Origin of the sequence: Bradyrhizobium sp. ORS 111 (assembly GCF_045571485.1) — a bacterium.
Classification (GTDB): domain Bacteria; phylum Pseudomonadota; class Alphaproteobacteria; order Rhizobiales; family Xanthobacteraceae; genus Bradyrhizobium.
Genome location: NZ_CP120701.1, coordinates 4,239,086 through 4,265,449, shown reverse-complemented (window position 1 = coordinate 4,265,449; position 26,364 = coordinate 4,239,086). Strand labels below are relative to the sequence as shown.

At 64.7% G+C, this 26,364-nt stretch carries 25 protein-coding genes; 16 read left to right on the top strand and 9 right to left on the bottom strand.

Annotation, left to right across the window (positions count from 1 at the left end; translation table 11 throughout):
* The first annotated feature begins 281 nt into the window (after positions 1-281).
* The 3 genes from P6U30_RS19945 to P6U30_RS19935 are packed head-to-tail and all read left to right on the top strand — an operon-like array spanning position 282 to position 2,529.
* Entirely contained in the window at positions 282-947 is a 666-nt protein-coding gene (locus P6U30_RS19945) for an FMN-binding negative transcriptional regulator (protein ID WP_407164654.1), read from the top strand.
* Entirely contained in the window at positions 944-1,924 is a 981-nt protein-coding gene (gene argC, locus P6U30_RS19940) for an N-acetyl-gamma-glutamyl-phosphate reductase (RefSeq protein WP_407164653.1), read from the top strand. Before P6U30_RS19945 ends, argC begins: the two co-directional genes overlap by 4 nt.
* A 14-nt stretch (positions 1,925-1,938) precedes the next feature.
* On the top strand, positions 1,939-2,529 hold the full coding sequence (locus tag P6U30_RS19935; protein WP_407164652.1) for a class I SAM-dependent methyltransferase: 591 nt from the start codon (positions 1,939-1,941) through the stop codon (positions 2,527-2,529).
* Positions 2,530-2,574: 45 nt separating this feature from the next.
* Here P6U30_RS19935 and P6U30_RS19930 read toward each other — a convergent pair whose 3' ends face one another.
* Positions 2,575-2,973 carry an MAPEG family protein gene (locus tag P6U30_RS19930; RefSeq protein WP_407146434.1) on the bottom strand — a complete coding sequence of 133 codons (399 nt, stop codon included), beginning with the start codon at positions 2,971-2,973 and terminating at the stop codon, positions 2,575-2,577.
* 73 nt (positions 2,974-3,046) lie between these two features.
* A complete protein-coding gene (locus P6U30_RS19925) occupies positions 3,047-4,855 on the bottom strand; it encodes a PHA/PHB synthase family protein (protein ID WP_407164651.1) in 1,809 nt (602 codons plus the stop codon).
* 292 nt (positions 4,856-5,147) lie between these two features.
* Here P6U30_RS19925 and P6U30_RS19920 point away from each other — a divergent pair, with 292 nt between their 5' ends.
* The 7 genes from P6U30_RS19920 (at position 5,148) to P6U30_RS19890 (ending at position 12,911) form a co-directional block, all read left to right on the top strand.
* Positions 5,148-5,474, top strand: a complete 327-nt coding sequence (locus P6U30_RS19920; protein ID WP_407164650.1) for a hypothetical protein — start codon at positions 5,148-5,150, stop codon at positions 5,472-5,474.
* A 214-nt stretch (positions 5,475-5,688) separates the two neighbouring features.
* Positions 5,689-6,909 carry an LL-diaminopimelate aminotransferase gene (locus tag P6U30_RS19915; RefSeq protein ID WP_407164649.1) on the top strand — a complete coding sequence of 407 codons (1,221 nt, stop codon included), beginning with the start codon at positions 5,689-5,691 and terminating at the stop codon, positions 6,907-6,909.
* A gap of 22 nt (positions 6,910-6,931) precedes the next feature.
* Positions 6,932-8,251 carry a homoserine dehydrogenase gene (locus tag P6U30_RS19910; protein WP_407164648.1) on the top strand — a complete coding sequence of 440 codons (1,320 nt, stop codon included), beginning with the start codon at positions 6,932-6,934 and terminating at the stop codon, positions 8,249-8,251.
* A 75-nt stretch (positions 8,252-8,326) separates the two neighbouring features.
* The gene (gene glpX / locus P6U30_RS19905) at positions 8,327-9,325 is read left to right on the top strand and encodes a class II fructose-bisphosphatase (RefSeq protein ID WP_407146429.1); all 999 of its coding nucleotides are present in this window, start codon (positions 8,327-8,329) and stop codon (positions 9,323-9,325) included.
* Between the two features lie 141 nt (positions 9,326-9,466).
* Positions 9,467-10,186 carry a haloacid dehalogenase type II gene (locus P6U30_RS19900; protein ID WP_407164647.1) on the top strand — a complete coding sequence of 240 codons (720 nt, stop codon included), beginning with the start codon at positions 9,467-9,469 and terminating at the stop codon, positions 10,184-10,186.
* A 55-nt stretch (positions 10,187-10,241) separates the two neighbouring features.
* The gene (recJ, locus tag P6U30_RS19895) at positions 10,242-12,083 is read left to right on the top strand and encodes a single-stranded-DNA-specific exonuclease RecJ (RefSeq protein WP_407164646.1); all 1,842 of its coding nucleotides are present in this window, start codon (positions 10,242-10,244) and stop codon (positions 12,081-12,083) included.
* A gap of 18 nt (positions 12,084-12,101) precedes the next feature.
* A complete protein-coding gene (locus P6U30_RS19890) occupies positions 12,102-12,911 on the top strand; it encodes a glucose 1-dehydrogenase (protein ID WP_407164645.1) in 810 nt (269 codons plus the stop codon).
* A 322-nt stretch (positions 12,912-13,233) separates the two neighbouring features.
* Here P6U30_RS19890 and P6U30_RS19885 read toward each other — a convergent pair whose 3' ends face one another.
* Together P6U30_RS19885 and P6U30_RS19880 are read right to left on the bottom strand one after the other, a co-directional pair.
* Positions 13,234-14,469, bottom strand: a complete 1,236-nt coding sequence (locus tag P6U30_RS19885) for a lytic murein transglycosylase (RefSeq protein ID WP_407164644.1) — start codon at positions 14,467-14,469, stop codon at positions 13,234-13,236.
* Between the two features lie 56 nt (positions 14,470-14,525).
* Positions 14,526-15,149, bottom strand: a complete 624-nt coding sequence (locus P6U30_RS19880) for a MarR family winged helix-turn-helix transcriptional regulator (RefSeq protein WP_407164643.1) — start codon at positions 15,147-15,149, stop codon at positions 14,526-14,528.
* Positions 15,150-15,199: 50 nt separating this feature from the next.
* Between P6U30_RS19880 and P6U30_RS19875 the strand changes: the two genes are divergently transcribed.
* The 3 genes from P6U30_RS19875 to P6U30_RS19865 all read left to right on the top strand — a co-directional run bounded on the left by P6U30_RS19875 (position 15,200) and on the right by P6U30_RS19865 (position 17,286).
* Positions 15,200-15,679: a carboxymuconolactone decarboxylase family protein gene (locus P6U30_RS19875; protein WP_407164642.1), complete on the top strand. Its 480-nt coding sequence runs from the start codon at positions 15,200-15,202 to the stop codon at positions 15,677-15,679.
* A gap of 46 nt (positions 15,680-15,725) precedes the next feature.
* Positions 15,726-16,232: a cupin domain-containing protein gene (locus P6U30_RS19870; RefSeq protein ID WP_407164641.1), complete on the top strand. Its 507-nt coding sequence runs from the start codon at positions 15,726-15,728 to the stop codon at positions 16,230-16,232.
* A gap of 154 nt (positions 16,233-16,386) precedes the next feature.
* A complete protein-coding gene (locus P6U30_RS19865; protein ID WP_407164640.1) occupies positions 16,387-17,286 on the top strand; it encodes a dihydrodipicolinate synthase family protein in 900 nt (299 codons plus the stop codon).
* 544 nt (positions 17,287-17,830) lie between these two features.
* Here P6U30_RS19865 and P6U30_RS19860 read toward each other — a convergent pair.
* On the bottom strand, positions 17,831-19,405 hold the full coding sequence (locus P6U30_RS19860; protein WP_407164639.1) for a M23 family peptidase: 1,575 nt from the start codon (positions 19,403-19,405) through the stop codon (positions 17,831-17,833).
* Between the two features lie 143 nt (positions 19,406-19,548).
* Positions 19,549-20,115 (bottom strand): elongation factor P, encoded by a 567-nt coding sequence (gene efp / locus P6U30_RS19855; RefSeq protein ID WP_407146419.1) that lies wholly within the window; start codon positions 20,113-20,115, stop codon positions 19,549-19,551.
* A gap of 315 nt (positions 20,116-20,430) precedes the next feature.
* Between efp and epmA the strand changes: the two genes are divergently transcribed.
* From epmA to P6U30_RS19840, 3 genes are all read left to right on the top strand, one after another.
* Positions 20,431-21,483 (top strand): EF-P lysine aminoacylase EpmA, encoded by a 1,053-nt coding sequence (gene epmA / locus P6U30_RS19850; RefSeq protein WP_407164638.1) that lies wholly within the window; start codon positions 20,431-20,433, stop codon positions 21,481-21,483.
* Complete coding sequence (locus P6U30_RS19845; protein WP_407164637.1) at positions 21,480-22,571, top strand: lysine-2,3-aminomutase-like protein; 1,092 nt, start codon at positions 21,480-21,482, stop codon at positions 22,569-22,571. Before epmA ends, P6U30_RS19845 begins: the two co-directional genes overlap by 4 nt.
* A gap of 209 nt (positions 22,572-22,780) precedes the next feature.
* Positions 22,781-23,032, top strand: coding sequence for a hypothetical protein (locus P6U30_RS19840; RefSeq protein ID WP_407164636.1), 252 nt, complete (start codon positions 22,781-22,783; stop codon positions 23,030-23,032).
* Positions 23,033-23,099: 67 nt separating this feature from the next.
* Here the strand turns inward: P6U30_RS19840 and P6U30_RS19835 are convergent, their stop codons facing one another.
* From P6U30_RS19835 to P6U30_RS19825, 3 genes are all read right to left on the bottom strand, one after another.
* Complete coding sequence (locus tag P6U30_RS19835; RefSeq protein WP_407164635.1) at positions 23,100-24,185, bottom strand: 3-deoxy-7-phosphoheptulonate synthase; 1,086 nt, start codon at positions 24,183-24,185, stop codon at positions 23,100-23,102.
* A gap of 223 nt (positions 24,186-24,408) precedes the next feature.
* On the bottom strand, positions 24,409-24,984 hold the full coding sequence (locus tag P6U30_RS19830; protein ID WP_407146414.1) for an HdeD family acid-resistance protein: 576 nt from the start codon (positions 24,982-24,984) through the stop codon (positions 24,409-24,411).
* Between the two features lie 35 nt (positions 24,985-25,019).
* A complete protein-coding gene (locus P6U30_RS19825; protein ID WP_407164634.1) occupies positions 25,020-26,057 on the bottom strand; it encodes a PrsW family glutamic-type intramembrane protease in 1,038 nt (345 codons plus the stop codon).
* Positions 26,058-26,364 lie beyond the last annotated feature (307 nt).

Here is a 26,364-nt window from a genome sequence, read left to right as displayed (position 1 = left end):
TCTCGTGCCGCAATCTCTATGTTCCGGGTTCGCACGCTCGAGCGCGAGAACCCGGAATGACGAAACTAACCTTGACGCGACAGGGGCACGGCCCTATAGCGATGCCCATGATCAACGCCGCGACCATCGTCATCGCTCGCCGTCGCCGTACCTCCGCGGTACAGGCGATCGTTCGCGTTTAAGATCATCGCCTCTGCCGCTGGATCCCTTCCGCGGCGCTCTCCCTGACAAAGACACGCGGTTCGATCTGGCGGCTCCTACGTCACGCAGGAGCTACGACCATGTATACGCCACCGGTATTCAAGCCCGACCGCGCCGCAAGCCTCGCCTTTGCCGAAGCGCGCGGTTTCGGCATCGCCTGCGCGTGGGACGGCGCAAAGCCGGTCGCTTCCGCGCTGCCGTTCTATCTGGTTTACGCGGATGACGGCACGCCGCGGGCGCTGTTTCATGTCGCCCGTCACAATCCGCTGGTAAAGCTGGCCGGCGGCAGGCCCTGGCTGCTGGCTATCAACGGCGCCGACGCCTATGTATCGGCGGACTGGTATGTGTCGCCGGACCAGGTGCCGACCTGGCTCTATCAGGCCGTCCATCTGACCGGACCGGTGCGGGCGCTGTCGGGTCAAGAACTTGCCGGTCACATCGATGCGCTGAGCGCCAAGTTCGAGAACCGGCTGTTGCCCAAGAGGCCGTGGACATCAGGCAAGATGACAGCCGCGCGGCTGGATGCCATGAAGAAAGCGATCGTGGGCCTTGAGATGATGGTGGAAGAGGTGGAGGGCAGCTTCAAGCTGAACCAGCACAAATCCGAGACCGACTTTGCGGCGGTCGCGGGCGCGCTTGCCGCGCAACGCGATGCCGGCGCACAGGAGATTGCGCATCTGATGCGGCAGGTGCGCCCTGATGTCTTTGCAACCGAATCGAACGAGCTCGAAGGGAGCGTGCCATGAGCCTCACCGACACCGATAAGCCGACCACCGGCAGCGCGGCTGCCAAGCCCACCGTGTTCGTCGATGGCGCGTCCGGCACGACCGGGCTCGGCATTCAGGAGCGGCTACGCCAGCAGGGCGACGCCGCGATCAAGACCATCGCGGAGAACAAGCGGAAGGATCCTGCGGCGAAGCGCGCACTGATGGAGGAGGTGGATCTCGTGATCCTGTGCCTGCCGGACGATGCCGCGAAGGAGACCGTCGCGTTGATCGACACGATGGGGAACGCCGCTCCGAAGGTGCTCGACGCCTCGACGGCGTATCGGGTCGCGCCCGATTGGGCTTACGGCTTTGCGGAACTCGCGCCCGACCAGGCCGACAAGATCCGGACCGCGAAGAAGGTCTCGAATCCGGGCTGCTATCCGACCGGGGCAATCGCACTGCTTCGGCCGGTGGTCGATGCCGGCCTGCTGCCTCAGGACTATCCGGTCACGGTCAACGCCGTGAGCGGCTATTCGGGCGGCGGCAAGTCGATGATCGCGAGCCACGAGGACGGCACCGCGCCGGCCTTCGAGCTCTATGGACTTGGCTTCGAGCACAAGCACGTGCCGGAGATGCAGCTCTACTCGCGGCTGACGCGGCGGCCGATCTTCATTCCGTCGGTCGGCAACTACCGGCAGGGCATGCTGGTCTCGGTGCCGTTGCAGCTTGATGCGCTGCCGGGTAAGCCCACCGGCGCCGATCTCCAGGCTGCGCTGGCGAAGCGCTACGCGGGAAGCCGCTACGTCTCGGTGATGCCGCTGCAGAATGAAGCCACGAAGAGCGGCCGGATCGAGCCGGAGGCGCTGAACGAGACCAACACGCTCGAGCTCTACGTCTTTGCCAGCGACAAGCACCGCCAGGCGGTGATGGTCGCGCGGCTCGACAATCTGGGCAAGGGCGCCTCGGGCGCAGCCGTGCAGAACATGCGGCTCATGTTGGGGCTGGCTGATAGCTGACGACAGGCCTCATCGTGGACGAGAACACGCTGCAGTTCTACCGGCGCAACGCCGAGGCCTATGCCGGGTGGGAGAAAGCCCCATCCACCCGGCTGCCAGGCTTTCTCGGCCTGTTGCCGCCGGGTGGCGCGATCCTCGAGCTCGGTTGTGGTGCCGGCAATCATGCCGCGGTCATGCTCGCCAGAGGGTTCGCCTTGCGTGCCACCGACGGCTCACCTGAAATGGCTGAGATCGCGGCGCGTCGCCTCGGTCATCCCGTTGCAGCGATGCTGTTCGACGAACTCGACGAGCGCGATGTCTATGACGGCGTCTGGGCCAGCGCCTGTCTGCTGCATGTTCCGCGCGACGAGTTGGCTGGCGTGCTTACCCGGATTCACCGCGCCTTGAAGCCAGCCGGGATCTTCTACGCGAGCTACAAGATCGGCCACGATGACGGCCGCGACAGCATCGGCCGCTACTACAACTATCCCTCGCCGGAATGGCTGCAAGCGACATACGCGTCGGCCGGCCCGTGGACGCAGCTCTCGTCCGACACCAGCGAGATCAAGAGCTTTGATGATGCGCCGGCAACCATGTTGCACGTCGTCATGCGCAAGGACAGTTAGCTACCGCCGGCGCGGCAGGTGCCGCAACCGGCGCGATGCTACCGCTCAGACGATCCTGAAGATCGCGAGCGCGAGCACGGCCTGGGCGAGGAAGCCGATCGTGAACGCCAGCGTGCGGAACACCGGCAGGCCGAGGGTATAGACGATCAGATGCGCGACGCGAGCCCAGAAATAGACGGCGCAGGCAAGCACCGTCCATTTGGTCGAATAGTCGGCTGCGTTGAGGATCAGCACCAGCGGCGCGAAGATCACGAGGTTCTCGACGGCGTTGTCGTGCGCGAACATCAACCGGGTCGCCCATTCCGCATGCGGCTTGTCGTTGCGCGAGGGGTTGGCCATAGTGCCGGAGAGGCCACGGACCTGGCAGCGGTTGATGATGTAGGGAATCCAGAGCAGTCCGGTCAGGATCACCGTCAGCGCCAGCCAGAACAGTTCACGAGTCATCGTCTCCCCCTCAACTGAGTTCGATTCCCGAGCGCCGGGACGATCTGCTTATAACTGAGCGGAAGGGCCTGCGCTACGCGCGGACGCGGACGTAGCTGCCCGGAGCGTCCTCCAGCGGCGGCATCTCGGGTCGGCCCACCGCGCGCGCCGCCACCCTCTCGGAATCGAGATTCTCCAGCCATTGGTGCCAGTCGGGCCACCACGAGCCCTTGTGCTCCTGGGCATTCTTCAGCCAGTCGGCCAGCTTGATGTCCTTGATGTTGTCGTTGGTCCAGTACTGGTACTTGTTCGCCGTCGGCGGATTGACCACGCCGGCGATATGGCCCGAGCCGGAAAGGACATACTTCACCGGGCCGCCGAAGAACTGCGAGCCGTACAGCACCGATTCCGCCGGCGCGATGTGATCCTCGCGCGTGGCCAGGTTGTAGACCGGAACCTTCACCTTCGACAAATCCAGCAGCGTGTTGTCGAGCACCATCGTGCCGGTCGACAGCCGGTTCTCGAGGTAGCAGTTGCGCAGGTAATAAGAATGGTTCGACGCCGGCATCCGGGTCGCGTCCGAATTCCAGTGCAGAAGGTCGAACGAGGAGGGCGGCTGCCCCTTGAGATAGTTGTTCACCACATAGGACCAGATCAGGTCGTTCGACCGCAGCATGTTGAAGGCCATCGCCATCTTGCTGCCTTCGAGCACGCCGGATTGCTGCATGTCGCGCTCCAGCGCCGAGATCTGGCCCTCGTCGACGAACACCAGCAGATCGCCGGCGTGGGTGAAGTCGACCTGCGCCGCAAAGAATGTCGCAGAGGTCACCCGCTGGCGGCGCTTCTCGGCGAGATAGGCCAACGTTGAGGCGAGCAGGGTGCCGCCAACGCAATAGCCGGCGGCGTGTACCTTCATCTCGCCGGTGACCTTCTCGATCACGTCCATTGCCGTGAGCGGGCCTTCGGTCATGTAATCGGCCCAGGTCTTCTTGCCGAGCTCCTTGTCCGGATTGACCCAGGAGATCACGAACACCGTGATGCCCTGATCGACGCACCACTTGATGTAGGATTTTTCGGGACGCAGATCGAGGATGTAGAACTTGTTGATCCAGGGTGGCACGATCAGCAGCGGCGTGCGCAGCACGTTCTCCGTTGTCGGCGAATACTGGATGAGTTGCATCAGCTCGTTCTGGTAGATCACCTTGCCCGGCGTCGTCGCCATGTTGACGCCGACTTCGAGATTGGTCGGGTCGGACTGGCGAATCCGAAGCGTGCCGTGGCCGGCCTCGATATCCTCCGCCAGCATCTTCATTCCGCGGACCAGGTTGTCGCCGTTGGATTCGACGGTGGCGCGGAGCACCTCAGGATTGGTCAGGACGAAATTCGACGGTGCGAGCGCGTTGGTGATCTGCTGGACGTAGAATTCGGCCTTCTTGCGGGTGTGTGGATCGATTCCCTCGGCGCTTCGGACGAGTTCTTGAGCCCATTTCGACGTCAGCAGGTAAAGCTGAAGAATGAAGTCGAAGAACTGGTTCGACTTCCATTCCGGATCCTGGAAACGCTTGTCCCGAGGGGGTGGCTCGATCGCCGGCTTGGCGTCCGATTCGCCGGCCATGCGACGCACCGCCGCGCCCCACAGATCGAGATAGTCCTTCCCCAGCCTGAGCTGCAGATCGGAGGCGCGTTCCTTGTCAGACAGCCAATATTCGGCAATCACGCTAAAGGTCTTGATAACCTCGCCGAGTTCATTGGGGGTCTGATCACGAACTTCGCCGGTCTGCCGTGGCTTGAGATAGGCGGCGAGCGCCTGACCGCTGCTCTCCATCGCCCGCGCGATATTCATGGCGAAGGCTTCGGCGTTGAACTTGGGGGCGGCCTGGGTTTCGGTACTAACGTTGCTCATCTCAAGCACATTATCGCTTCGTTTCGTGGGCGTCATCGCGCGGTGCGGCAACGCCGATCAGGCAAAATCCTGTGTTTCGCGCTGTTGCACCGCGACAAAAAAACTTGGTTCCGACATATTGAAGCCTCACGGCAACGCTTATCTTGTTCAGGCCTTAATCGTTTCAAGCGACAATCGTTTGAACGGCTAAAGCCAAGATTAACGCAGCGGGGACGCTGCAAGGCTCGTACCAGTGCGACCCGTGTCGGCGACGTGCGGCCTGCGCGCCAGCTTGTTGGGGACTTTTCGGCAAATGCCGTTCGATCGGATGGTGAGGGGGCTCGCGGCCGCAGTGCTGCTCGCATCGACGGCGGCGCTGGGCGCTTGTTCGAGCACGGTTGCGGATTTGCCCGGCATCGGAGTGCCGGCCGATGCGCCGGAGCGGCCAAAGGACGCCGGCGGTTACCTTCCTGTTCATGATCTGCCGCCTGATCGCAACGAGGCGACCATGAAGCCGACCGACCAGGCCAAGCTCGAGGCAGAGCTGAAGGCTGCGCGGGAACGCCAGGCGACCGCTGCGGCCCAGAATGCGGCGGCCGCGAGCGACGTGGCGGCGGCGAACGCCGCGACCGGACGGTAGTGTGTGAAAGCTCGATCTGCGCTGGCGCGACCGGGTGTCCGTGCTAAAAGAACGTCAATTCAACCGCATATCCGGCCGCCTGTTCCAGCCTTGTGCGCCTGAATTCGCCCTAAGTTATTGATTCAGTGCGATTTCTGGATGAAGCCGAGTCCGGCTTCGAGAGCTGGCCAAGGGACTTCGATTCTGGTGTGCCGGTTGTCGGAGCAAGGGTCCCATGGAAGAATTTTATCGCATTCGACGTCTGCCGCCTTACGTCTTTGAAAAGGTCAACCAGGCCAAGGCGGCCGCGCGCAATGCCGGGGCCGATATCATCGATATGGGTATGGGGAACCCGGACCTGCCGACCCCGCCGCATGTGATCGAAAAGCTCAAGGAAACCCTCGGCAAGCCGCGGACCGACCGCTATTCGGCCTCGCGTGGCATCAACGGTCTGCGCAAGGCCCAGGCCGCCTATTACGCGCGGCGCTTCGGCGTGAAGCTCAATCCGGATACGCAGGTGGTCGCGACGTTGGGCTCGAAGGAGGGCTTCGCCAACGTGGCGCAGGCGATCACCGCGCCGGGCGATGTCGTGCTGTGTCCCAATCCGAGCTACCCGATCCATGCCTTCGGCTTCCTGATGGCCGGCGGCGTGATCCGCTCGGTGCCGTCCGAACCGACGCCGCAGTTCTTCGAAGCCGTCGAGCGGGCGATCATCCATTCGATCCCGAAGCCGATCGCGCTGATCGTTTGCTACCCGTCGAATCCCACCGCCTATGTCGCTGACCTCGACTTCTACCGGGACCTCGTCGCCTTCGCGAAGAAGCACGACATCTTCATTCTGTCGGATCTCGCTTACGCGGAAGTTTATTTCGACGAGAACAATCCACCGCCGTCGGTGCTGCAGGTGCCCGGCGCAATCGACGTGACCGTCGAATTCACCTCGATGTCGAAGACGTTCTCGATGGCCGGCTGGCGCATGGGCTTTGCGGTCGGCAACGAGCGCATCATCGCGGCGCTCGCGCGCGTGAAGTCTTATCTCGACTATGGTGCTTTCACGCCGATCCAGGTGGCGGCGACGGCGGCGCTCAACGGGCCCGAGGATTGCATCCGCGAGATGCGTGACACCTATCGCAAGCGCCGCGACGCGCTGGTGGAGTCATTTGGTCGCGCCGGGTGGGACATTCCGCCGCCGCAAGCCTCGATGTTCGCCTGGGCGCCGCTGCCGAAGGCGTTCGAGGCGGTCGGAAGCATGCAGTTCGCGACCCTGATGGTGGAGAAGTCCGGCGTCGTGGTATCGCCCGGCGTTGCCTTCGGCGAGCATGGCGAAGGCTATGTCCGCATTGCGATGGTCGAGAACGAGCAGCGGATCCGGCAGGCCGCGCGCGGCGTGCGCCGCTTCCTTGAAAGCGGCATCGAAACGTTGCACAACGTGGTTCCTCTCGCCAATCGACGCTAATCCTTCCAGGTTCCTTACTCACATGGTCGCACCCCTCAAAGTGGGCATAGCGGGACTCGGCACCGTCGGTGCCGATGTGGTCCGCCTGATCGAAGCGCAGGGACGCGTGCTGTCCGAACGCAGCGGCCGCGGCGTACGCGTCGTCGCCGTCACGGCGCGGTCGAAGGCCAAGAAGCGCAGCCTCGACCTGCGCGGCGTTGAATGGGCCAAGAGCCCGCAGGCGCTGGCCGAGGATCCCAACGTCGATTGCTTTGTCGAATTGATGGGCGGCGCCGGCGATCCCGCATTCGGCGCGATCGAGACGGCACTGAAGGCCGGCAAGTCGGTCGTGACCGCCAACAAGGCGCTGATTGCCAAGCATGGCTTGCGGCTGGCCGCGGCCGCCGAGAAGCATGGCGGCGCGCTGAATTTCGAAGCGGCGGTTGGCGCCGCGATCCCGATCGTCAAGACGCTGCGCGAGGGACTTGCCGGCACCGGCGTCAGCCGCGTCTATGGCATCCTCAACGGCACCTGCAATTACATCCTGACGCGGATGGAGCAGGAGGGACTGTCGTTCGCCGAGTGCCTGCAGGATGCCCAGCGGCTCGGCTATGCCGAAGCCAACCCGTCCTTCGACGTCGACGGCCACGACACCGCGCAGAAGCTGGCGATCCTGGCGAGCCTCGCCTTCGGAACCAAGGTCGCGCAAAGCGCCGTCTATGTCGAAGGCATCTCCTCGATTACGCCTGAAGACCTGCGCGCCGCCGAAGAGCTCGGCTATCGCGTCAAGCTGCTCGGGGTTGCCGTGCGTACTGCCAAGGGCATCGAGCAGCGCGTGCATCCGACCATGGTGCCGAAATCGTCGTCGATCGCCCAGGTGATGGGCGTCACCAATGCGGTGACCATCGACGGCGAAGGGATTCCGCCGATCACGCTGGTCGGCCCCGGGGCGGGCGGCGCGGCGACGGCCTCTGCGGTGGTCGCCGACATCGTGGACGTCGCGCGCGGAATCAGGGCCAAGCCGTTCGGCCGTCCGGTCGAGCGGTTGCGCGGCACCACCAAGGCGCCGATGGAACGCCACGAGGGTGGCTATTACATCCGCCTGATGGCGCGCGATCTTGCAGGCACTGCCGCAACAATCGCCACCCGGCTCGCGGAACAAAAGATATCACTGGAGTCGATCGTGCAACGGCATCCGGATGGCGTCGATGTGAATGGTGCGGCCAAAAAACCTTCACCAGTTCCGGTCATTCTGATTACCTATGCCACCAGTGAGGACGCGGTGCATCGCGCTTTGGCCGCAGTGCAGCGCGATAAGGTCATCAGCGGCCGGCCGCAGGTGATCCGGATCGAGAAGAACTAGCGCGCCACCTGCACGGACGGGCGCATGACGATTGATGCGGGCAGTGTGGCCCGCGAGGCTTTGAGGAGTACGCCGATGTCGACCCATATTTCCGTTCCGCCGCAGTTGCTGCTCGAGCGCATCCTGACGCTCGAAATCGTGCGGGTGACGGAGCGCGCGGCGGTGTCGGCCGCGCGGCTGCGCGGCCACGGCCAGGAGAAGGCCGCGGACAAGGCCGCGGTCGACGCGATGCGCCGCGAGCTCAACAAGCTGCCGATCGAAGGCACCATCGTGATCGGCGAAGGCGAGCGCGACGAGGCGCCGATGCTGTTCATCGGCGAGAAGGTCGGGCTCAATGCCGGACCCAAGGTCGACATCGCGGTCGACCCGCTCGAAGGCACCACGCTGTGCGCCAAGAACATGCCCGGCTCGATCGCGACCATGGCGATGGCCGATGGCGGCACGCTGCTGCACGCGCCCGACGTCTACATGCAGAAGATCGCCATCGGCCCGGGCTACGCCAAGAACGTGATCGAGCTCGACGCGCCGCCGGCCGACAACGTGCGCCGGCTCGCCAAGGCCAAGGGCGTTGATCCGACCGCGATCACCGTGCTGGTGCTCGACCGTCCGCGCCACGCCGACATCATCAACAGCGTGCGCTCGACGGGCGCTGCCGTGCAGCTCATCACCGATGGTGACGTCGCCGGCGTCATTCACTGCGCCAAGCCCGACGAGACCGGCGTCGATATGTATATCGGCACCGGCGGCGCGCCCGAGGGCGTGCTGGCTGCGGTCGCGCTGCGCTGCATCGGCGGCCAGATGCAGTGCCGCCTGATCCTCGACAGCGAGGAGAAGCGCGAGCGCGCGCACAAGATGGGCGTCACCGACCCGAAGATGATCTACGGCATCGAGGACATGGCCAAGGGCGACTGCCTGTTCGCCGCGACCGGCGTCACCACCGGCTCGCTGCTGACGGGCGTGAAGTTCAAGAAGGACGTGATCGAGACCGAGACGGTGGTGATGCGCTCCGTCACCGGCACCGTGCGCTACATCAAGGCGGAGCATCGCCAGCTCGACAAGTTCCATCTGGACTGAGCAGACACCGTCATTCCGGGATGGTCCGAAGGACCAGACCGCAGATGCGCTATTGCGCATGGGGAATTTCGCCGTTCCGGGTAGGATGCTGCGCACGATCCCGGAACGACGGGTCAAACAACAAGAAAAAGGGAGCCGAGCATGTCCGATCTTTCCGCAGTGAAAGCGCTGGTGTTCGACGTGTTCGGCACGGTGGTCGATTGGCGCACCAGCCTGATCAACGACTTCACCAGATGGTCGGAGACGCGCGGCATCAAGGCCGACTGGACCGCGCTGGTCGATGGCTGGCGCGCGGTCTACACCGCCTCGATGGATGAGGTGCGCAAGAATCCGCAGAACGGCTACGTCATCCTCGATCTGCTGCATCGCCGCTCGCTGGAGAAGCTGGTCGCGCAGCTCGAGATCAAGGGGCTGACGGAGGCCGATCTGCACCATCTGACGATGGGCTGGCATCGCCTGCACCCGTGGGCGGACAGCGTCGCAGGGCTGACGCGGCTAAAGACGAAATACATCATCTCGCCGCTCTCGAATGGTAATGTTGCGCTGCTCACCAACATGGCGAAGTTCGCCGGTCTGCCATGGGACCTCGTGATGTCGGCCGAGCTGTTCGAACACTACAAGCCCGATCCGGAGACCTATCTCGGTGCGGCGAAGCTGCTCTGCCTGCCGCCGGAGCAGGTGATGATGGTTGCCGCGCACAATTACGATCTCAAGCACGCGCAGAAGCATGGCTTGAAGACCGCCTTCGTCGCGCGTCCGACCGAATACGGCCCGCTGCAGAAGGTCGATTTCGAGGCCACCGGCGACTGGGACATCGTCGCCAAGGATTTCGGGGAAATCGCCAGCCGAATGGGCTGCTAGAACTGGTCTGCGATTCATTGAAGCGCTACGATTCCTTCTTAATTGGGAAGGATTCATGACGCTGCATGCATCTGCTCTGCCCGTCGAGGCGCCGTCGGCGTTCCTCGGCGTGACGCGATCGCTGACCGGGAAATTCTGGCGCGATCGGCTGGATGCGCGGGGGGCGGCGCGCGCGCTCGCAATCGTCCAGCGCCACAATCTGCCGGAAATGCTGGCGCGCGTACTGGCGGGACGCGACGTCGGGATCGACGCGGTCGCCGATTTCCTCGATCCGACCATCCGCAAGCTGATGCCCGATCCCCATACCGTGACCGACATGGAGACGGCGGCCAAGCGCATCGCGGACGCTGCGCAGCGCGGCGAGAAGGTCGCGATCTTCGGCGACTATGACGTCGACGGCGCGACCTCGGCGGCGCTGCTCGCCTGGCACCTGCGCCATTGCGGATTGGATCCGCTGATCCACATTCCCGACCGCCTGTTCGAAGGCTATGGACCGAACACCGAGGCGGTCCGGGCGCTGGCGGCGAAGGGCGCCACGCTGCTCGTCACCGTCGACTGCGGCACCACCAGCATCGAGCCGCTGGCGGAAGCAAAGAAGCTCGGAATGTCGGTCGTCGTGATCGACCATCACCAGTCCGGCGACCTGTTGCCCGAGGTCGACGCGCTGGTGAATCCGAACCGGCTCGACGACCTGTCGGGGCTCGGTCATCTCGCGGCCGTCGGCCTCGTGCTGGTGACGCTGGTGGCCGTGAACCGCGAACTGCGGCAGCGCGGATTCTGGACCGGCGAGATGCCGGAGCCCGATCTGCTCGGCATGCTGCATCACGTTGCGCTCGGCACAGTCGCCGACGTCGCGCCGCTGATCGGACTCAACCGCGCCTTCGTGGCCAAGGGCCTGATCGCGATGCGCCGTCGCGATCATGTCGGGCACACCGCGCTGATGGATGTGTCGCGGCTGAACGGCCCGCCGGAAGCCTGGCATCTCGGCTTCATGCTGGGCCCGCGCATCAATGCCGGCGGCCGCATCGGGCGCGCCGATCTCGGCGTGCGCCTGCTGCTGGAGGGCGACGTGTCGGAAGCAGCGCGGATCGCCGCCGAGCTCGATCGTCTCAACACCGAGCGCCGCGTGATCGAGCAGGCGGCCGAGGCGCAGGCCGAAGCCGAGGCGCTGGCCTCGCTCGGGCTCGAGGACAAGGGCGCGGTGATCGTCACCGCGGCGGAAGGCTGGCATCCCGGCGTGGTCGGGCTGGTGGCCGCGCGGCTGAAGGAGAAATTCGCCCGTCCCGCATTTGCGATTGCGCTCGAGCCGGGTGGCATTGGCACGGGATCGGGCCGCTCGATCGGCGGCGTCGATCTTGGCAAGGCGGTGCGCCAGGCGGTGCACGATGGTCTCCTGATGAAAGGTGGCGGTCACGCGATGGCCGCCGGCGTCACTCTGCGCAAGGAGAAGCTTGCCGAATTCCGCGCCTACCTCGAGAACGCGCTTGCCGCCGACGTCGCCAACTCGCGCCATGAGAATGAGCTGTTCATCGACGGCGCGGTGACGGCGCGCGCGGTGACACCTGAATTTGCCGCAACACTCAACCGCGCCGGTCCGTTCGGCAGTGCCAATCCAGAGCCGGTGATCGCGCTGCCGTCGCATCAACTGGTCTACGCCGACGAGGTCGGCGAGGCGCATTTGCGGCTGCGCTTCAAATCGGGCGATGGCTCGATCGTCAACGGTATTGCCTTCCGCTCGGTCGGACAGAAGCTCGGCAGCGCCTTGACGCAAAATCGCGGCCAGCAACTGCACGTGGCAGGCTCTCTTGCAGTCGACCGTTGGCAAGGCACCGAACGTGTGCAATTCCGTGTGCTCGACGTCGCGGTGCCGGATCAGGGCCCGGCGGTGATCAGATAAGAAACGTTGGGAGTGGACATGGCAGGACAGGTTCAGGGCAAGGTCGCGCTGGTGACCGGCGGCGCATCGGGCATTGGCGCGGCGATCGTGGAATTGCTGGCGCGGGAGGGGGCGACAGTGATCGCCACCGATATCGACGAGTTGAACGGCCCTGAGCTGGCCGCGCGCCTAAAGAAGGCCGATCGCGACGTGAGCTTCCTGGCGCAGGACGTGACCAGCGAGGAGCGCTGGATCGAGGTCGTGGCCGAGGTCGGCAAGCGCCATGGCCGGCTCGACACCATGGTGTCCAATGCCGGAATCGGCATCGGCGTGCCTTCGATCGTCGAGATGTCGCTTGCGGACTGGCGCAGGCAGACCGCGATCAATCTCGACGGCGTCTTCCTGTCGGTGAAGCATTCCTTGCCGTTGATGCGCAAGCATGGCGGCGGCTCGATCATCATGATGTCGTCGCTCGCCGGCCTCCGCGGCTCGGCGAACCTCGCCGGCTACTGTGCGACCAAGGGCGGCGTGCGGCTGTTTGCCAAGGCGATCGCGATGGAGTGCGCGCAAGTCGGCGATGGCATCCGCGTCAACTCGGTGCATCCCGGCATCATCGACACGCCGATCTGGGGCAAGATCCCGGCAGGCGCCGCCGGTGCCGGCCAGAATGCGCCGATCGATCCGGAGGAGCGCGCCAGATTTGCGACGCCGCTCGGCCGCGCCGGTCAGGCGATCGAGATCGCGCAGGGGGTGCTATACTTGGCCTCCGATGCGTCGCGCTATGTGACGGGCACCGAGCTCGTGATCGACGGCGGCATGAACGCAGGCGGGGTGGTGCGGCAGGCGTAAGTCTCCGTGATTTCGAATGAGGCGATCGTTTTGGCCTCGCTGTCATCACCCGCGCATGCGGGTGATCCAGTATTCCAGAGACGCCGGTGCGTGAGAGGCCGCGGCTCGCTCCGCCGCGTCGTCCCGGCCTAGTGCGCAATTGCGCAGGGAGGCCGGGACCCATACGCCGCGGCTTGTGTTGTGAACGAGACTCGTCGTTCCAGCGGTGCGTGACAACATGCATTTGGGGTTATGGGTCCCGGCCTTCGCCGGGACGACGGCGAGTGTATTGCACCGCTGGTGAGTCATAGGTTCGCGTTCTCGCGACATGATCGCAGTGGCGCTAGCCACCTTGGCGGAGCCGCGCCAGCACCTTCAGTCCGCCATAGCCGTCGGCGGGTTGCAGGCCGGTCCTGATCTGGTAGTCCTTGATCGCCTTCATGGTGTCGTTGCCGACGCGGCCGTCGGTGCCGCCGGTGTCGAAGCCGGCCTTGGTCAGGCGCGTCTGCATCTCCTGCACTTCGGCCAGCGTCAGCGCGCGCTCCGATCCCGGGAACGGCTGGATGAAGGGCGGCCCGCCGAGGCAGCGATCGCCGAGATGGCAGATTGCGAGCGCATAGTTCATCGAGGGATTGTAGCTCCTGACCGAATAGAAGTTCGGCCCGAGCAGGAAGGCCGGGCCGCCCTGCACCGGGATCCAGAGCTGCGCCGAGGCATTCGGCTGCGGGAACGGCTTGCCGTCGGCGCGCGTCACTCCAGCGCTTGCCCAGGCCGCATAGCTGCGGCTGCCGCTCGCGCCGCCGCCGGAGGCGCGGACCTCGTAGCCCCAGTGCTCACCGCGGTGCCACTTGCCGCGATTGACCAGATATTTCGCGGTCGAGCCCAGCGCGTCGTCGGGTCGGCCGAACGGGGAAACCTTGCCGTCGCCGTCATAGTCGAAACCGACATTGAGCCAGACTTCCGGCATCCATTGCGAATGGCCCATCGCGCCGGCCCAGGAGCCGCGCATTTCTTCCGGCGTGCTCCAGCCACGCTGCACGATCTTCATCGCGTTGATCAGCTCGGTCTCCCAGTAGGCCTTGCGGCGCGGCTCGTTCCAGGCGAGCGCGGCGAGCGAGGGAAACACCGGCGTCATGTGGTTCTGTTGCACCAGCGGATCGCCATAGGCGGACTCGACGCCCCACAGCGCAAGCAGCGTGCCGCGCTCGACGCCGAAGTCACGTTCGATCCGGGCGAACAGCGCCTCATTCTTCCGCAGCGCATCGCGGCCGTGGATGACGCGCCAATCGGAGACGCGACGGTTGATGTACTGCCAGGTCTGCTCGTGGAATTCGGGCTGATTGCGCATCTGCCTGAAGACGCTCATGTCGGGCTCGACCCGCGCCATGCAGCGATTCCAGGTCGCGTCCGAGATGCCCTTCGCCAGCGCACGATTGCGAAACGTATCGCGCCATTGGTCGAAGCCCGCAGGAGCGGCCGCCAAGGCGCGCAGCGGGTTGGCGAGCACGACGCCTGCGGCAATGCCGAGCTTCAGAACAGCGCGGCGGGCGGGGGAGTTCGGAGAATCATGCTGTTTCATACGGCCAGTGTAGCGGCGGGGTCGGAATGGACCAAAGCGCGGCTCCGCCGCGGTGGCTAGCTATCCTGCAAATCTGTGGCGATTTTTGACAACCAGCGCCGAACCACCTGTTCCTCCCGGGCGGAAAGACCAGCGGACAGCCGCCGCTCCAGCGCCTGGGCGTGGCGGCGGCATTGCGCGAGCAGCGTGGTTCCCCGGCTGGTCAGTGTCCATTGCAGCGCCCGGCCGTGGACGGGGTGCGGCGATTTGCGGATCGCGCCGTCGCGCTCGAGGTTGCGGATAATCACGTTGACGGTCTGCGGCGTCAGGATCGCAACCCGCGCGAGGTCGGCGCCGGAGAGACCCGGATAGGCTTTCAGCATGGTGAGGACGACGAACTGCGGTGAAGTGACGCCGAGGTTGGCGAGCGCGCGCTCCATCGACAGCCGTGACGCGGCCTGGGCCTGACGCAGCAGGTAGCCGAGATAGCCCTGCTCGCCGCGCTTGCCTTGGCCGGGTGGTGGGGGGACGGCGAGGGCGGAGGTCGGAGCTGCCGCCGGCGCCTTCCGCGCACCCACCGGCTTGCTTCCGCTGCGGCCTCTCGCTGGCCGCTTTGCGGCGACGCCGGTTTTTCCGCGTTTTCGCATCTCGGCCATGCCGTCCAAGCGCGCCTTCGCCGACGTCGATGTCTTGCCCATCATATCAGTGCTCTTATAAGATATCAGGACTCTGATAACACGAGGCAAAGTCCATGTCACATGCTCGCAAGGAATATACCGACTTCGAGAAGCTCGCGCCCGACGTGTTCGCCGTCGTGCGTTCGCTCGGCCACTTTGCGGCAAAGGCCGGGCTCGACAAGCAGCTCATCGAACTCGTCAAGATTCGCGCCTCGCAGATCAACGGCTGCGCCTTTTGCGTGCAGTATCATATCTTGCAGAGCGAGAGCCTCGGTATTCCCGCCGACAAGCTGAACCTCGTCGTGGTCTGGCGCGAGGCGCCGCAATTCTCGGCGCGCGAGCGCGCTGCGCTGGCCTGGACCGAGGCGTTGACGATGCTGCCGAACGGCGTCAGTGACGAGGTCTATGCGCAGGCCACCGCGGAGTTCTCCGAACAGGAGCTGACCTATCTCACCTCCGCGATCGCATCGATCAATGTCTGGAACCGGTTCGGCGCAGCCTATCGCTGGACGCCGCCGGCGCGGAAACAGGCGGCGACCGCGGCGGCATCGTAAGGTCGATGAAACAGATTGAACGACAACGGAACAAGGAGAAGAACCGATGACATCGATGGCTGCGCCACTGTCTCTTCCATTGGTCCGGCCGCCGCGGCCGGTTTCGCTTGCAATCGTCGCGGGATTGGCCTGCGCGTTTGTGGTCGGCAAGGCCTTGCCGAGCCCGATGGATGCGATCTCTTCGGCCATCGTGCCGCTGTGCTCGACCGCGAACGCGGCGTCCCCGCTCGACAAGGTCGAGGTCATCAGCTCGCATGCGCTGCCGAATGTGCCGGGCAAGCGCGTCACGGTGGTGCGCGTGTTCTATGGTCCCGGCGGATTTACCCCGCCACATCGCCACGCCGGCTCGGTGACGGCCTATATCACCAAGGGCGAAATCCGCTCCCAACTCGGCGGCGGGCCGGTTGAGACGTTCAAGGTGGGGCAGTCCTTCTTCGAGCCGCCGGGCTCCACCCACGTCGTCTCGGCCAATGCGAGCACCACGGAGCCGGCGGAATTGATCGCGGTATTCGTGGCCGACGAGGACGCGCAACTGACCACGATGCTCGAATAGCCGCGGGCGCGGCGGGCTCCATGCCGGCGGCTATTAGCGCGAGCGGGACGGAGGTCGCTGGTCCATCTCGGAGCCGAGATCAGTCGCAACTGGATCATCTCTGATCCAGTCAATCCGGATATGTGTTTCGCTGCTGCTGAAGAGGAAGCAACCGATGATCAATCTGAAGGGACTTTCCGCGTTTCCAATCACGCCATCGGATCGGGATGGGCGGGTCGACGTCGGTGCTCTCAGAGCGTTGCTGGACCCTCTGATTGCCGCGAAGGTGGATTCGGTCGGGCTGCTCGGCAGCACAGGCTCATACCCGTATCTCGGTCGCGACGAGCGGCGGCGTGCCGTCCAGGCGGCGGTCCGCCTGGCGGAAGGGAGGACGCCGATCTTGGCCGGGATCGGCGCGCTCCGCACCGACGAGACCGTGAGATTGGCCCAGGATGCACGCGATGCCGGCGCGACAGCAGGGCTTCTGGCGCCGGTTTCCTATACCCCGCTGACGGATGACGAGGTTTTCGAGCACTTCCAGACGGTGGCGCGCGAGAGCCGGCTGCCGATTTGCATTTACGACAATCCCGGCACCACGCATTTCCGCTTCGCGCCAGCCTTGATCGGTCGTTTGAGCCGTTTGGATGGAATCGTGGCGCTGAAGAGTCCGGCGCCGGACCCATCCGCGGTATCGGGCCATATCGCGGAGTTGCGAGCCGTCGTCCCGAGTGGCTTTTCGCTGGGGTACGCCGCCGACTGGAATTGCACCGAGGCGCTGCTGGCGGGCGGCGAGACCTGGTACAGCGTTCTTGCGGGAATTTTCCCGACGATCTGCGTCGACATCGTCCGCGCCGCAACGAGTGGCAATGCCACAGAGGCGCGACGGCTCAACGAATGTCTCCAACCGATCTGGGACCTGTTCAAGACGTTCTCGAGCCTGCGCGTGGTCTATGCAATCGCCAATCTCAGGGGGATCTGTACGGCGGAGCCGCCGCGTCCGATCCTGCCGCTGCCTGCGGGCGGGCAGAAGAAAGTCGCGGAGACATTGGCCGGAATGCAGATCGATTTCGGGTGAATCGGCTTCGTCGCTTTCAGGACTAAGCTGACATCAACCGGCCGACAACCCGTCGAATCCGCCGACCGATAGCGGTCCGGAGCCACAACGCGGCATCACGACGCGCGGTTCGTCCCGCCGTTACGCTTCACTCCGCGCCCGTCATGGGGACGATCACCACTTCCCCGGAATGCGATCTGTTTTGCGTGATTGCTGTTCACCACCAGTATGGCCACCGCCACCCCTCATAGCGGACCCATGATGATACCAGCGGCGGGCCGTATGGATCGACCCGGTCGTCTTCAGGGCGATAGCGATATCGTGGAACAATATAATAATCCCACGGAGTTGGCCTTATCACCGGCGTCGGGATGATAACCCTCGTTGGTTCATGAACGACTTGTGCTTTCCGCGTCCGGGCTTCAGCACCAGACGTCCCGAGGCTGCACAGCGCCAGGGTCGCTCCGAGAGCGCACGCAATGGTCATGATCTTCATGCATCGGCCTCCTTGCCTGAGAGTGCAAAAGGACTCTCAGCAAGGCAAGCTAATTCGCTCTCGCACAGCCTAGTTGCCGCCGCCCTCCTGCGTGTCGATGTGACGTGTGACGTCGTCGGGCGTGGCACGGGCCACGGCGGCCGCTGGTCCAAGCTCCGGCCCGATCTCGCGCCCGCGGCCGCGGATCAGCCGCTCATAAGCCGACACCAGCGTGGTGTAGGGATTGACCCAGATCCAGCCGTCGCGCGTGAACACCTGGACATCGAAATGCAGATGCCGCGACGTGCCGTTAGGGTGATCGAGATAGTTCGAGACCACGCCGATCTTCTCGCCCTCCGCGACGCGGCGGCCATTGAGCAGGCCGTCGGCATCCATCGCCGATGGATTCATGTGCATGTATCGGAAGCGGATATGTTCGGTACGGGTGTTGACCTGAAGCGTCGCCGATTGCTGCAGCGGTGAGCGGATCACGATGCTGTCGCGCACCGCAACGACCGCCTGGCGCTTGGGGTTGCATTCGTCAGCGCTGCCGGCCGGGCATGCACCCGGCCGCATGTCCTGGCCCTGGTGGCCATGGCCGCCACTGCATTGTCCGACCTCGAAGCTGCGCGCCTCGCAGAAATTGTCCTGCCAGGGATATTCATCGACACGCCCATGTTTGGGATAAGATTGCGAATGGGCGAAGGCAGGCGCCTTCTCGAGCGGAAAGCGGATCTGGGAATAGACGGTGAAGTCCGGGCGGCCACCCTGATTGTGCCGGCCACTGTTGATGAAAATATCGCCGCTCGGGTGATAGGTGAAATCGGAAGACGCCGCCGCTGGTCGTTCGGCGACGTCGCTCGCGATGTCGCTGCGCGGCTGCGACGGCTGGCCGCCGGCGATGCGCAAGGCCTTCAGGAAGCGCTCGGCCACGGGATAGGCCTCGCGGCAGGCCAGCCGCTTCGGGCGCGGCGCGCTGTCGAGGCACTGGATCGACACGACGTATGGAATTCCGAACCGGGTGAAGGCGTAGCGCACGTAGCCTTCGCGGATGAAGCGGCGGAGGTCAGGGAATTGCGTGGCGAGCGCCTTGACCGGCTCGCCCTTGCCGGCCAGCCGGTCCACGAGGTCGTAGACCAGGATCGAGCCGGAGATCTGAACCTCGACCGGCTTCGCAAAGGTCCGTTGCGGCATGCCGTCGCCCGCGCCTGATACAAGCGAGAACACGGCATCGTAGCCGGATGCGCCGGCATGGAAGAGATCCACCGCACGGAAGTCGGCCTGATAGCGCGAAACGGGCGGGTCATCCTGCGTACCGCCTTGCCGCGCCTCGAGGTAGCTTGCCGTGTCGAACGGCAGCAGCACCGGGATCGGGCTGCGTGCGATACCGGGGAAGATCGGCGATGTCGCGGCGTTCAACTGCACCCATGCCGGCGTCGAGCGCGGATCGTAGGCCGGGACCCGGCGCTGGCTCGCGAAACTGAAGCCGGAGGCGGTGGCGGGCCGGGTGTTGATCTCCTGCCGCAACTGGTTGAGCGCAGAACGCCATTCGACCCGCATGGCCGAGATGGACGGCGTCCTGAACTCGTCGGCAGACGCGCCGGTCAGGGAGAAGAGCAAAACTGCCAGCAAGCAACCGGCGAAGCTGACGACCTTGCTGCTCAATGCGACCCCCGGCTTATGCGCGACTACCGGTGAGACTAAAGCAGTTTCGGTTCCGATTGAATCGGAACCGAAACTCTGGATTCTCGTTTTGAAACGTTTTCTTCGCGCGCCTGGCTGTTACTCGCTTGGGAATGCGCTGGCCGCTAATCTTTGGCGCGTTCGACGTAGGACCCGTCCTCGGTCATGACCACGATTCGAGTGCCGGTGCTGACGTGAGGGGGCACGCCGGTGCGGATGCCGTTGGACAGCACCGCGGGCTTGTAGGACGACGAGGCGGTCTGGCCCTTGGTCACCGGCTCCGTCTCGACGACTTCCAGCGTCACGCGCTGGGGGAGTTGGATCGCGACCGGATTGCCCTCATGCAGCGAGAGCTTCACGGTCATGTTCTCCTGCAGATACGGCGCGGACGAGCCGACGATCTCCTTCGAGACCTGGACCTGGTCGTAATTCTCGGCGTTCATGAAATGGAAGCCGTCGGCGTCCTCATAGAGATAGTTGAAGTTGTGGTCTTCGACGGTGGCCTTTTCCACCTGGTCGGTGGTCTTGTAGCGCTCCGAGACCTTCACTCCGTCGCCGATGCGGCGCATTTCGATCTGGCTGACCGGGGTGCCCTTGCCGGGGTGAATGTTTTCGGCGGACAAGACCACATAGAGCTTGCCGTCCTGCTCGATGACGTTGCCCTTGCGGATGGAACTGGCGATGACTTTCAAAGGTGTTTTCCTGAATTTGGCAGCCGGGGGCGCAAACTGGATCGGCGCCCTCCCGGCCATGGCGGCGATTTCGGGCTGCAACATACTGATTTGTCCCTGAGATGCCAGCCTTTTGCAGGCAATTTCGGCAGATTGCGGACCGCCACATGGACAAGGCGAGCGTCTTTCGACAAGACAAGGGACAAATGTCGTTGCGCTTCTGTGCCACAAAGATTGTGTCGGTTGGCAGTCGGTTCAATATCAAGGGCTTGCACTTGTCTCTTAAACAAACAATGGCAGTTGCTCGGGCCGCTTGGTCGGGTCAGGCGGGGGCAAATGACTGGACCGGATAAGCCTTCTGCCTGGTGGACGCCATCGCGCTATGCCGACCGCAAGCCGTTCCTGCTGGCGCGCAGCGCAGTGACGAAGGCGCTCAGGGCCTGGTTCGAGGAACAGGGATTTGCCGAGGTCGAGACCGCGATCCTGCAGATCTCCCCTGGTAACGAGACCCATCTCCATGCGCCCCGCACCGATCTGGCACGGGCCGACGGCTCCCATGCGACGCGCTATCTGCGCACGTCGCCGGAATTCGCCTGCAAGAAGCTGCTCACGGCGGGCGAGCCGAAGATTTACGAGTTCGCGCGGGTGTTCCGCGATCGCGAGCGGGGCGATCTGCACCTGCCCGAATTCACCATGCTGGAATGGTATCGCGCCAATGCCGGCTATGACGCCATCATGGCCGATACGATCGTGGTGATCGCGCATGCCGCCCAGGCGACCGGGATCGGCCGGTTCTCGTTCCGCGGCAAGCTCGCCGATCCCTTCACCGAGCCGGAATTGCTGACGGTTGCGGCGGCGTTCGATCGCTTTGCCGACATCGATCTGCTGGCGACGATCACAGGCGGCGAGGGCGATCGGGCGGCGCTGGCGGCGGCCGCGCAGCCGCGGGTGCGGGTTGCGGACGACGACACCTGGTCCGATATCTTCAGCAAGGTGCTGGTCGAGCATATCGAGCCCCATCTGGGGCAGGGCCGCCTGACGGTGCTGTTCGAATACCCGTCGCCGGAGGCGGCGCTGGCGCGCACCAAGGCCGGCGATCCGCGCGTCGCCGAGCGTTTCGAGGTCTACGCCTGCGGGGTCGAGCTCGCCAACGGCTTCGGCGAGCTGACCGATGCCGCCGAGCAGCGCCATCGCTTCACCGCGGCAATGGACGAGAAGGCCCGGCGCTACGGCGAGCGCTATCCGCTGGACGAGGATTTCATTGCCGCGGTCGGCCAAATGCCCGAAGCAAGCGGCGTTGCGCTCGGCTTCGATCGCCTCGTAATGCTGGCGAGCGGCGCGCCGAGAATTGACCAGGTGGTCTGGACACCGCCTGCAGGAGAGCCATGAACAGGATCGATCGCAAATTGGCGGCAACCCTGCGACAGCCGCGTGAGCTGGTCGACGCCGGGCTCGCGCCCACGGAGGCGCTGCCTGAGCTGGAAAAAGTCGCTGCGCGCTATGCCGTCGCGGTGACGCCGGAGCTCGCCGCACTGATCGACCCGGCCGATCCCGACGATCCGATCGCGCGGCAATTCATTCCGAGCGCAGAGGAGCTCGTGGAGCAGCCGGGCGAGAACGCCGATCCGATCGGCGACGATGCGCATTCGCCGGTCGCCGGGATCGTCCACCGCTACCCCGACCGGGTACTGCTCAAGCTGGTTCACGTCTGCGCGGTCTATTGCCGGTTCTGCTTCCGCCGCGAAATGGTCGGCCCGGGCAAGGCCACCGCATTGTCGGATGACGCCTATGGTGCGGCACTGGACTATATCCGCGCGCATCCGGAAGTCTGGGAGGTCATCCTGACCGGCGGCGATCCGCTGGTGCTGTCGTCGCGCAGGCTGACTGAAATCATGGCCGATCTCGCCGGGATCGATCACGTCAAGGTCATCCGCATCCACACCCGCGTACCCGTCGCCGATCCCGGACGCATCACCCCGGAGATGATAGCAGCGCTGCGGCCGAATGGCGCAACGACCTGGGTCGCGATCCACGCCAACCACCCGCGCGAACTGACGCAGACCGCGCGCGCGGCCTGCGCGAAGCTCGCCGACGCCGGCATTCCCCTGGTCAGCCAGTCGGTGCTGCTGCGCGGGGTCAATGACGATGCTGCGACGCTCGAAGCTTTGATGCGCGGCTTCGTCGAGTGCCGGATCAAGCCGTACTATCTGCATCATGGCGATCTCGCGCCGGGCACCGCGCATCTGCGCACCACGATCGAGGCCGGGCAGAAGCTGATGCGGGCCCTGCGCGGCCGGGTCTCGGGCCTGTGCCAGCCGGACTATGTCCTCGACATCCCCGGGGGCCACGGCAAAGCGCCGATCGGGCCGGATTATTTGTCGCAGTCACCGTCCCGGGACGGCCAGGGTTCCGCGGAACGCCAGTACCGCATCGTCGATTATTGTGGTGACGTTCACCTTTACCCGCCGGAATCGTGAGCCAGCGATGAGCGGGGCCGGGCAGGGACCGAAAATGTTGTGATGCTCGGTGTCTTTGCGGTGCTGGTCGCCGCGGGAATCTGGCTACTTGGCGCCATGGCCGATATACGGAAGGTGCAGGATTGCGCGGCGCAGGGGCGACGCAACTGCGCTATCATCGATGTCCCGGACCGGGGACGAGAAGAAGGGCTGAGAGGCGGAGACGCAAAATGAGAAAAACAGTTTTGGCGATGGCTCTGTTGGTTGCGGCCGGAGCGCCGCAGGCCTTGGCGCAGCCGCAACAGGGCGGAGTATCCACGGTCCAGAAGGACAAGCCGCTGATGGAGGCGCCGGTGGGCCACCGCCAGCCCCGCCGCGGCGACGTTCCCAGCGAGAAGTCCCTGAGCGATCCGAACAACCAGACGAACAAGGAAGACGCGGCGCTCGACAAGAAGATCAAGAGTATCTGCCGCGGCTGCTAGCCTTTTGCCGCGGACGGCGGAGCGCGATCTCGCGCCCCGCCGCTTGCGCTCAATCCATCGTGCCGGTTCAGGCCGAGGCCTCCTTCAAGCTGCCACGTTGGACTTTTCGCCCGGCGTCGACGGCATCAGCCAGCCGGTTGAGGACATCGGCCGTCGTATCCCAATCGATGCAGCCGTCGGTGATGCTCTGACCATAAGTCAGCGCTGTCCCCGGCACGACATCCTGCCGCCCGGCAACCAGGTTGCTTTCGATCATCGCGCCGACGATGCGCTGTTCGCCGTCCGCAATCTGACGGGCGATGTCGGCGGCGACCAGCGGCTGGTTCCCCGGCTTCTTGCTGCTGTTGGCATGGCTGGTGTCGATCATCAGCCGCGCTGGGACGCCGGCGCGGCCGAGCTCGACCGCTGCGGCATCGACGCTGGCGGCATCGTAGTTCGGCGCGCGGCCGCCGCGCAGGATGACGTGGCAGTCCTCATTGCCGCGTGTTGCGGCGATCGCCGAACGGCCGCCCTTGGTGACTGCCATGAAATGATGCGGGTGCGAGGCCGACTTCACCGCATCCGCCGCAATCCGCACATTGCCGTCCGTGCCGTTCTTGAAGCCGACCGGGCAGGACAATCCGGACGCCAGCTCGCGATGGATCTGGCTCTCGGTGGTGCGCGCGCCGATCGCGGCCCACGACACCAGGTCGGCGATGTATTGCGGCGTCGTCATATCGAGGAATTCGGTGCCGGCCGGCAGGCCGAGATTGTTCACCGCCGACAGCACGCTGCGGGCAAGGCGCAGGCCCTTGTTGATGTCGAAGCTGCCGTCGAGGTTGGGATCGTTGATCAGCCCCTTCCAGCCGACCGTGGTGCGCGGCTTCTCGAAATAGACGCGCATCACGATCTCGAGGCGGTCGGCAAGCTGCTCGCGCAAGCCGGCGAGACGCTCGGCGTAATCGACGGCCGCCGCGGGATCGTGGATCGAGCAGGGGCCGACGACGACCAGCAGCCGGTCATCGGTCCCATGCAGGATCGCATGGATGGCGTTGCGGGCGCTCATCACGACCCGGGTCGCAGTCAGCGTGCGCGGGATTTCCCGCATCACCTCGTCGGGCGTACTCAGCTCTTTCAGTTCTTTGATGCGAAGATCGTCTGTCGTACTCAACACGGCTGGCTCCTTGGGATTGGGACCTGCCGGCACACAAAAAAGCCGCCAGGTCTGGCGGCTTGTTCGGGGCGTCTGCTGCAATTCTTCAGATTGAGCGCGATCCTCCTGCCGCCAGCAAGCTGTCGTAGCTAAAGTACCAAAAATAGCTGGTGGCGACGGTGATCATGGGCGGCTCTATAGCCTATCGATTTTGGCTTGTCACCCCCTTGAAGCCGAGCGGCGTTCACGAGGAGCTGCGGGCCGCCAGCGCCATGCCGATCAGGGTGGCTCCGCCGAACATCAGATTGAGGCCGACCAGAAGGCCAAGTGCCCACTGGGCCGAGCCCGGCAGGCCCGCGATGATGAGGAAGGCGATCACGATGTCCATCAGGCCGGCGACGAGCAACCACGACCAGCGTCCGGACAATTCGCGGCGATGTTCCAGCGCATACATGATGGAGGCGACGCCCTCGGCGACGAAATAGGCGCCGACCACGATGGTCAGCGTCAGCACGCCCTGAAGCGGACGCGCCAGCAATACGAGGCCGGCGAGCACGGCAAGCGCGGCCGAGATCAGCGACCACCAGAAGCCGGGCATGTGGCGCGCCCAGTAGGTCGCGATCAGGCCGCCGATGCCGCTGATCAGAAACATCCAGCCAAGGAAGATGGTGACGGCGAGGCTTGCCAGCGGCGGCACGATCATTGCGGCGATGCCGAGGATCACCAGCAGGATGCCCTCGAACAGGAACGCCTTCCAGTGCTGCTTGACCGCAGCGCTCATCTCCGATCGCAGCTTGTCGAGATCATTGGAAAGGGTCATTCGCAGATCTCCCGCTAGGCGCGTGCAATGCGATCCTAACCCGGACCGGATGCCGACGAAAAGCCCTCCGCCGCCGTCCGCATCCGGCTGCGGCCGAGGAAGTAGACTGCGCCGGTCGCGACCAGGAGCGCAAGGCCGATCAGGATCGACGTGAAGCCGATCGGGACCAGGATGAACGACGCGTTGCGTTCCGGATTGACGTACCAGTGGTGCAGCGAGGTGAGCAGAAAGGCAACGCCGGCAAAGCCGGCGCCGCCGCCGATCAGTAGCAGCGCCCACATCCGTCGCAATTGGCTCAGCCGTTCGCGCGCAACCTGGGTGCGCGGCGCGTGATGCTTGCCAACGCGCCGCACCAGCCGGACCGCAAATCCGATCGAGGAGAAGCCGATCAGCACGCTTGCCGAACCCAGCAGCAGCCGCTCGGTCGACGTGAGATCGGGTATGCGTTGCAGCGACAGCAGCGGAAAGTCGAATGCCGCATGCAGTGCGATCGGCGCGGCCAGCACGAGCGCCCAACTCGTGATGCGCGCCCAGTCGCGGTTGCCGCGGTGCGCGCCGAGCGCGCCGCCGGAGCGCGCGATCGCAAGATAGGCCCCGGCGATGATGCCGAGCGAGCCGTGGAACGGCACGGTGAGGACGCTGCGCAAGGCTGCCAGCGCGCGCCACATGTCCTTGTGCAGGACGAGATAAGCGAGGTTTTCGTAGGCGGCGAACCCCAACCCGGCAGCGGCACCGTAAACCACCGTGTCCATCGGATCGGCGAAGGCGCGGCGCCGCGACGAGACGACGACGATGACAAGCACCTTCACGATTTCTTCCGGAGCGGCGACGCCAAACAGCGAGCGGATCGCCTGCGTGATCCAGGGATCGCCGGGGATCGCGAGCAGCGCATTGAACGGCACCCGCGCCAGCCCAAGCAGTGAGATGCTGGCTGCGCCGAGCACGAATGCAAGCCACACCTGCGCCGGCGGCCCAGGGCGTTCGTCGGCCGCGATGACAAGCCACAGCACAAGCAACGCGGGTGCGATGGCGGCAGCGCCGATCACAGTCGGAAGCGACTCAAGCAACAACATGAGCCGGATGGCCCCTCTGATGGCACCAAAGCGGTGCGTGCCCAAGAAATGGCAGCAAGTTCAGCAGATTGCAAATCGGCGGCACCGATCAGGCCGGCCGACCCGGCTAGGGCTCGATCCCGTGCGAGACCGGTTTGCCACGGGCGCCGATCGCCGGGTCCATCTGTCCCGGTTCCACGCGCCCTTTTTCAGCATGATACGGTTTTCCAATCTCGTCCAGAATGTGGCTCGCATGAATCGTGCGGCGCCGACGGGCGACAAGATGCGTTCAGGCTCGGTAAAATTGTTCCGTTTCCCGAGGGCACGC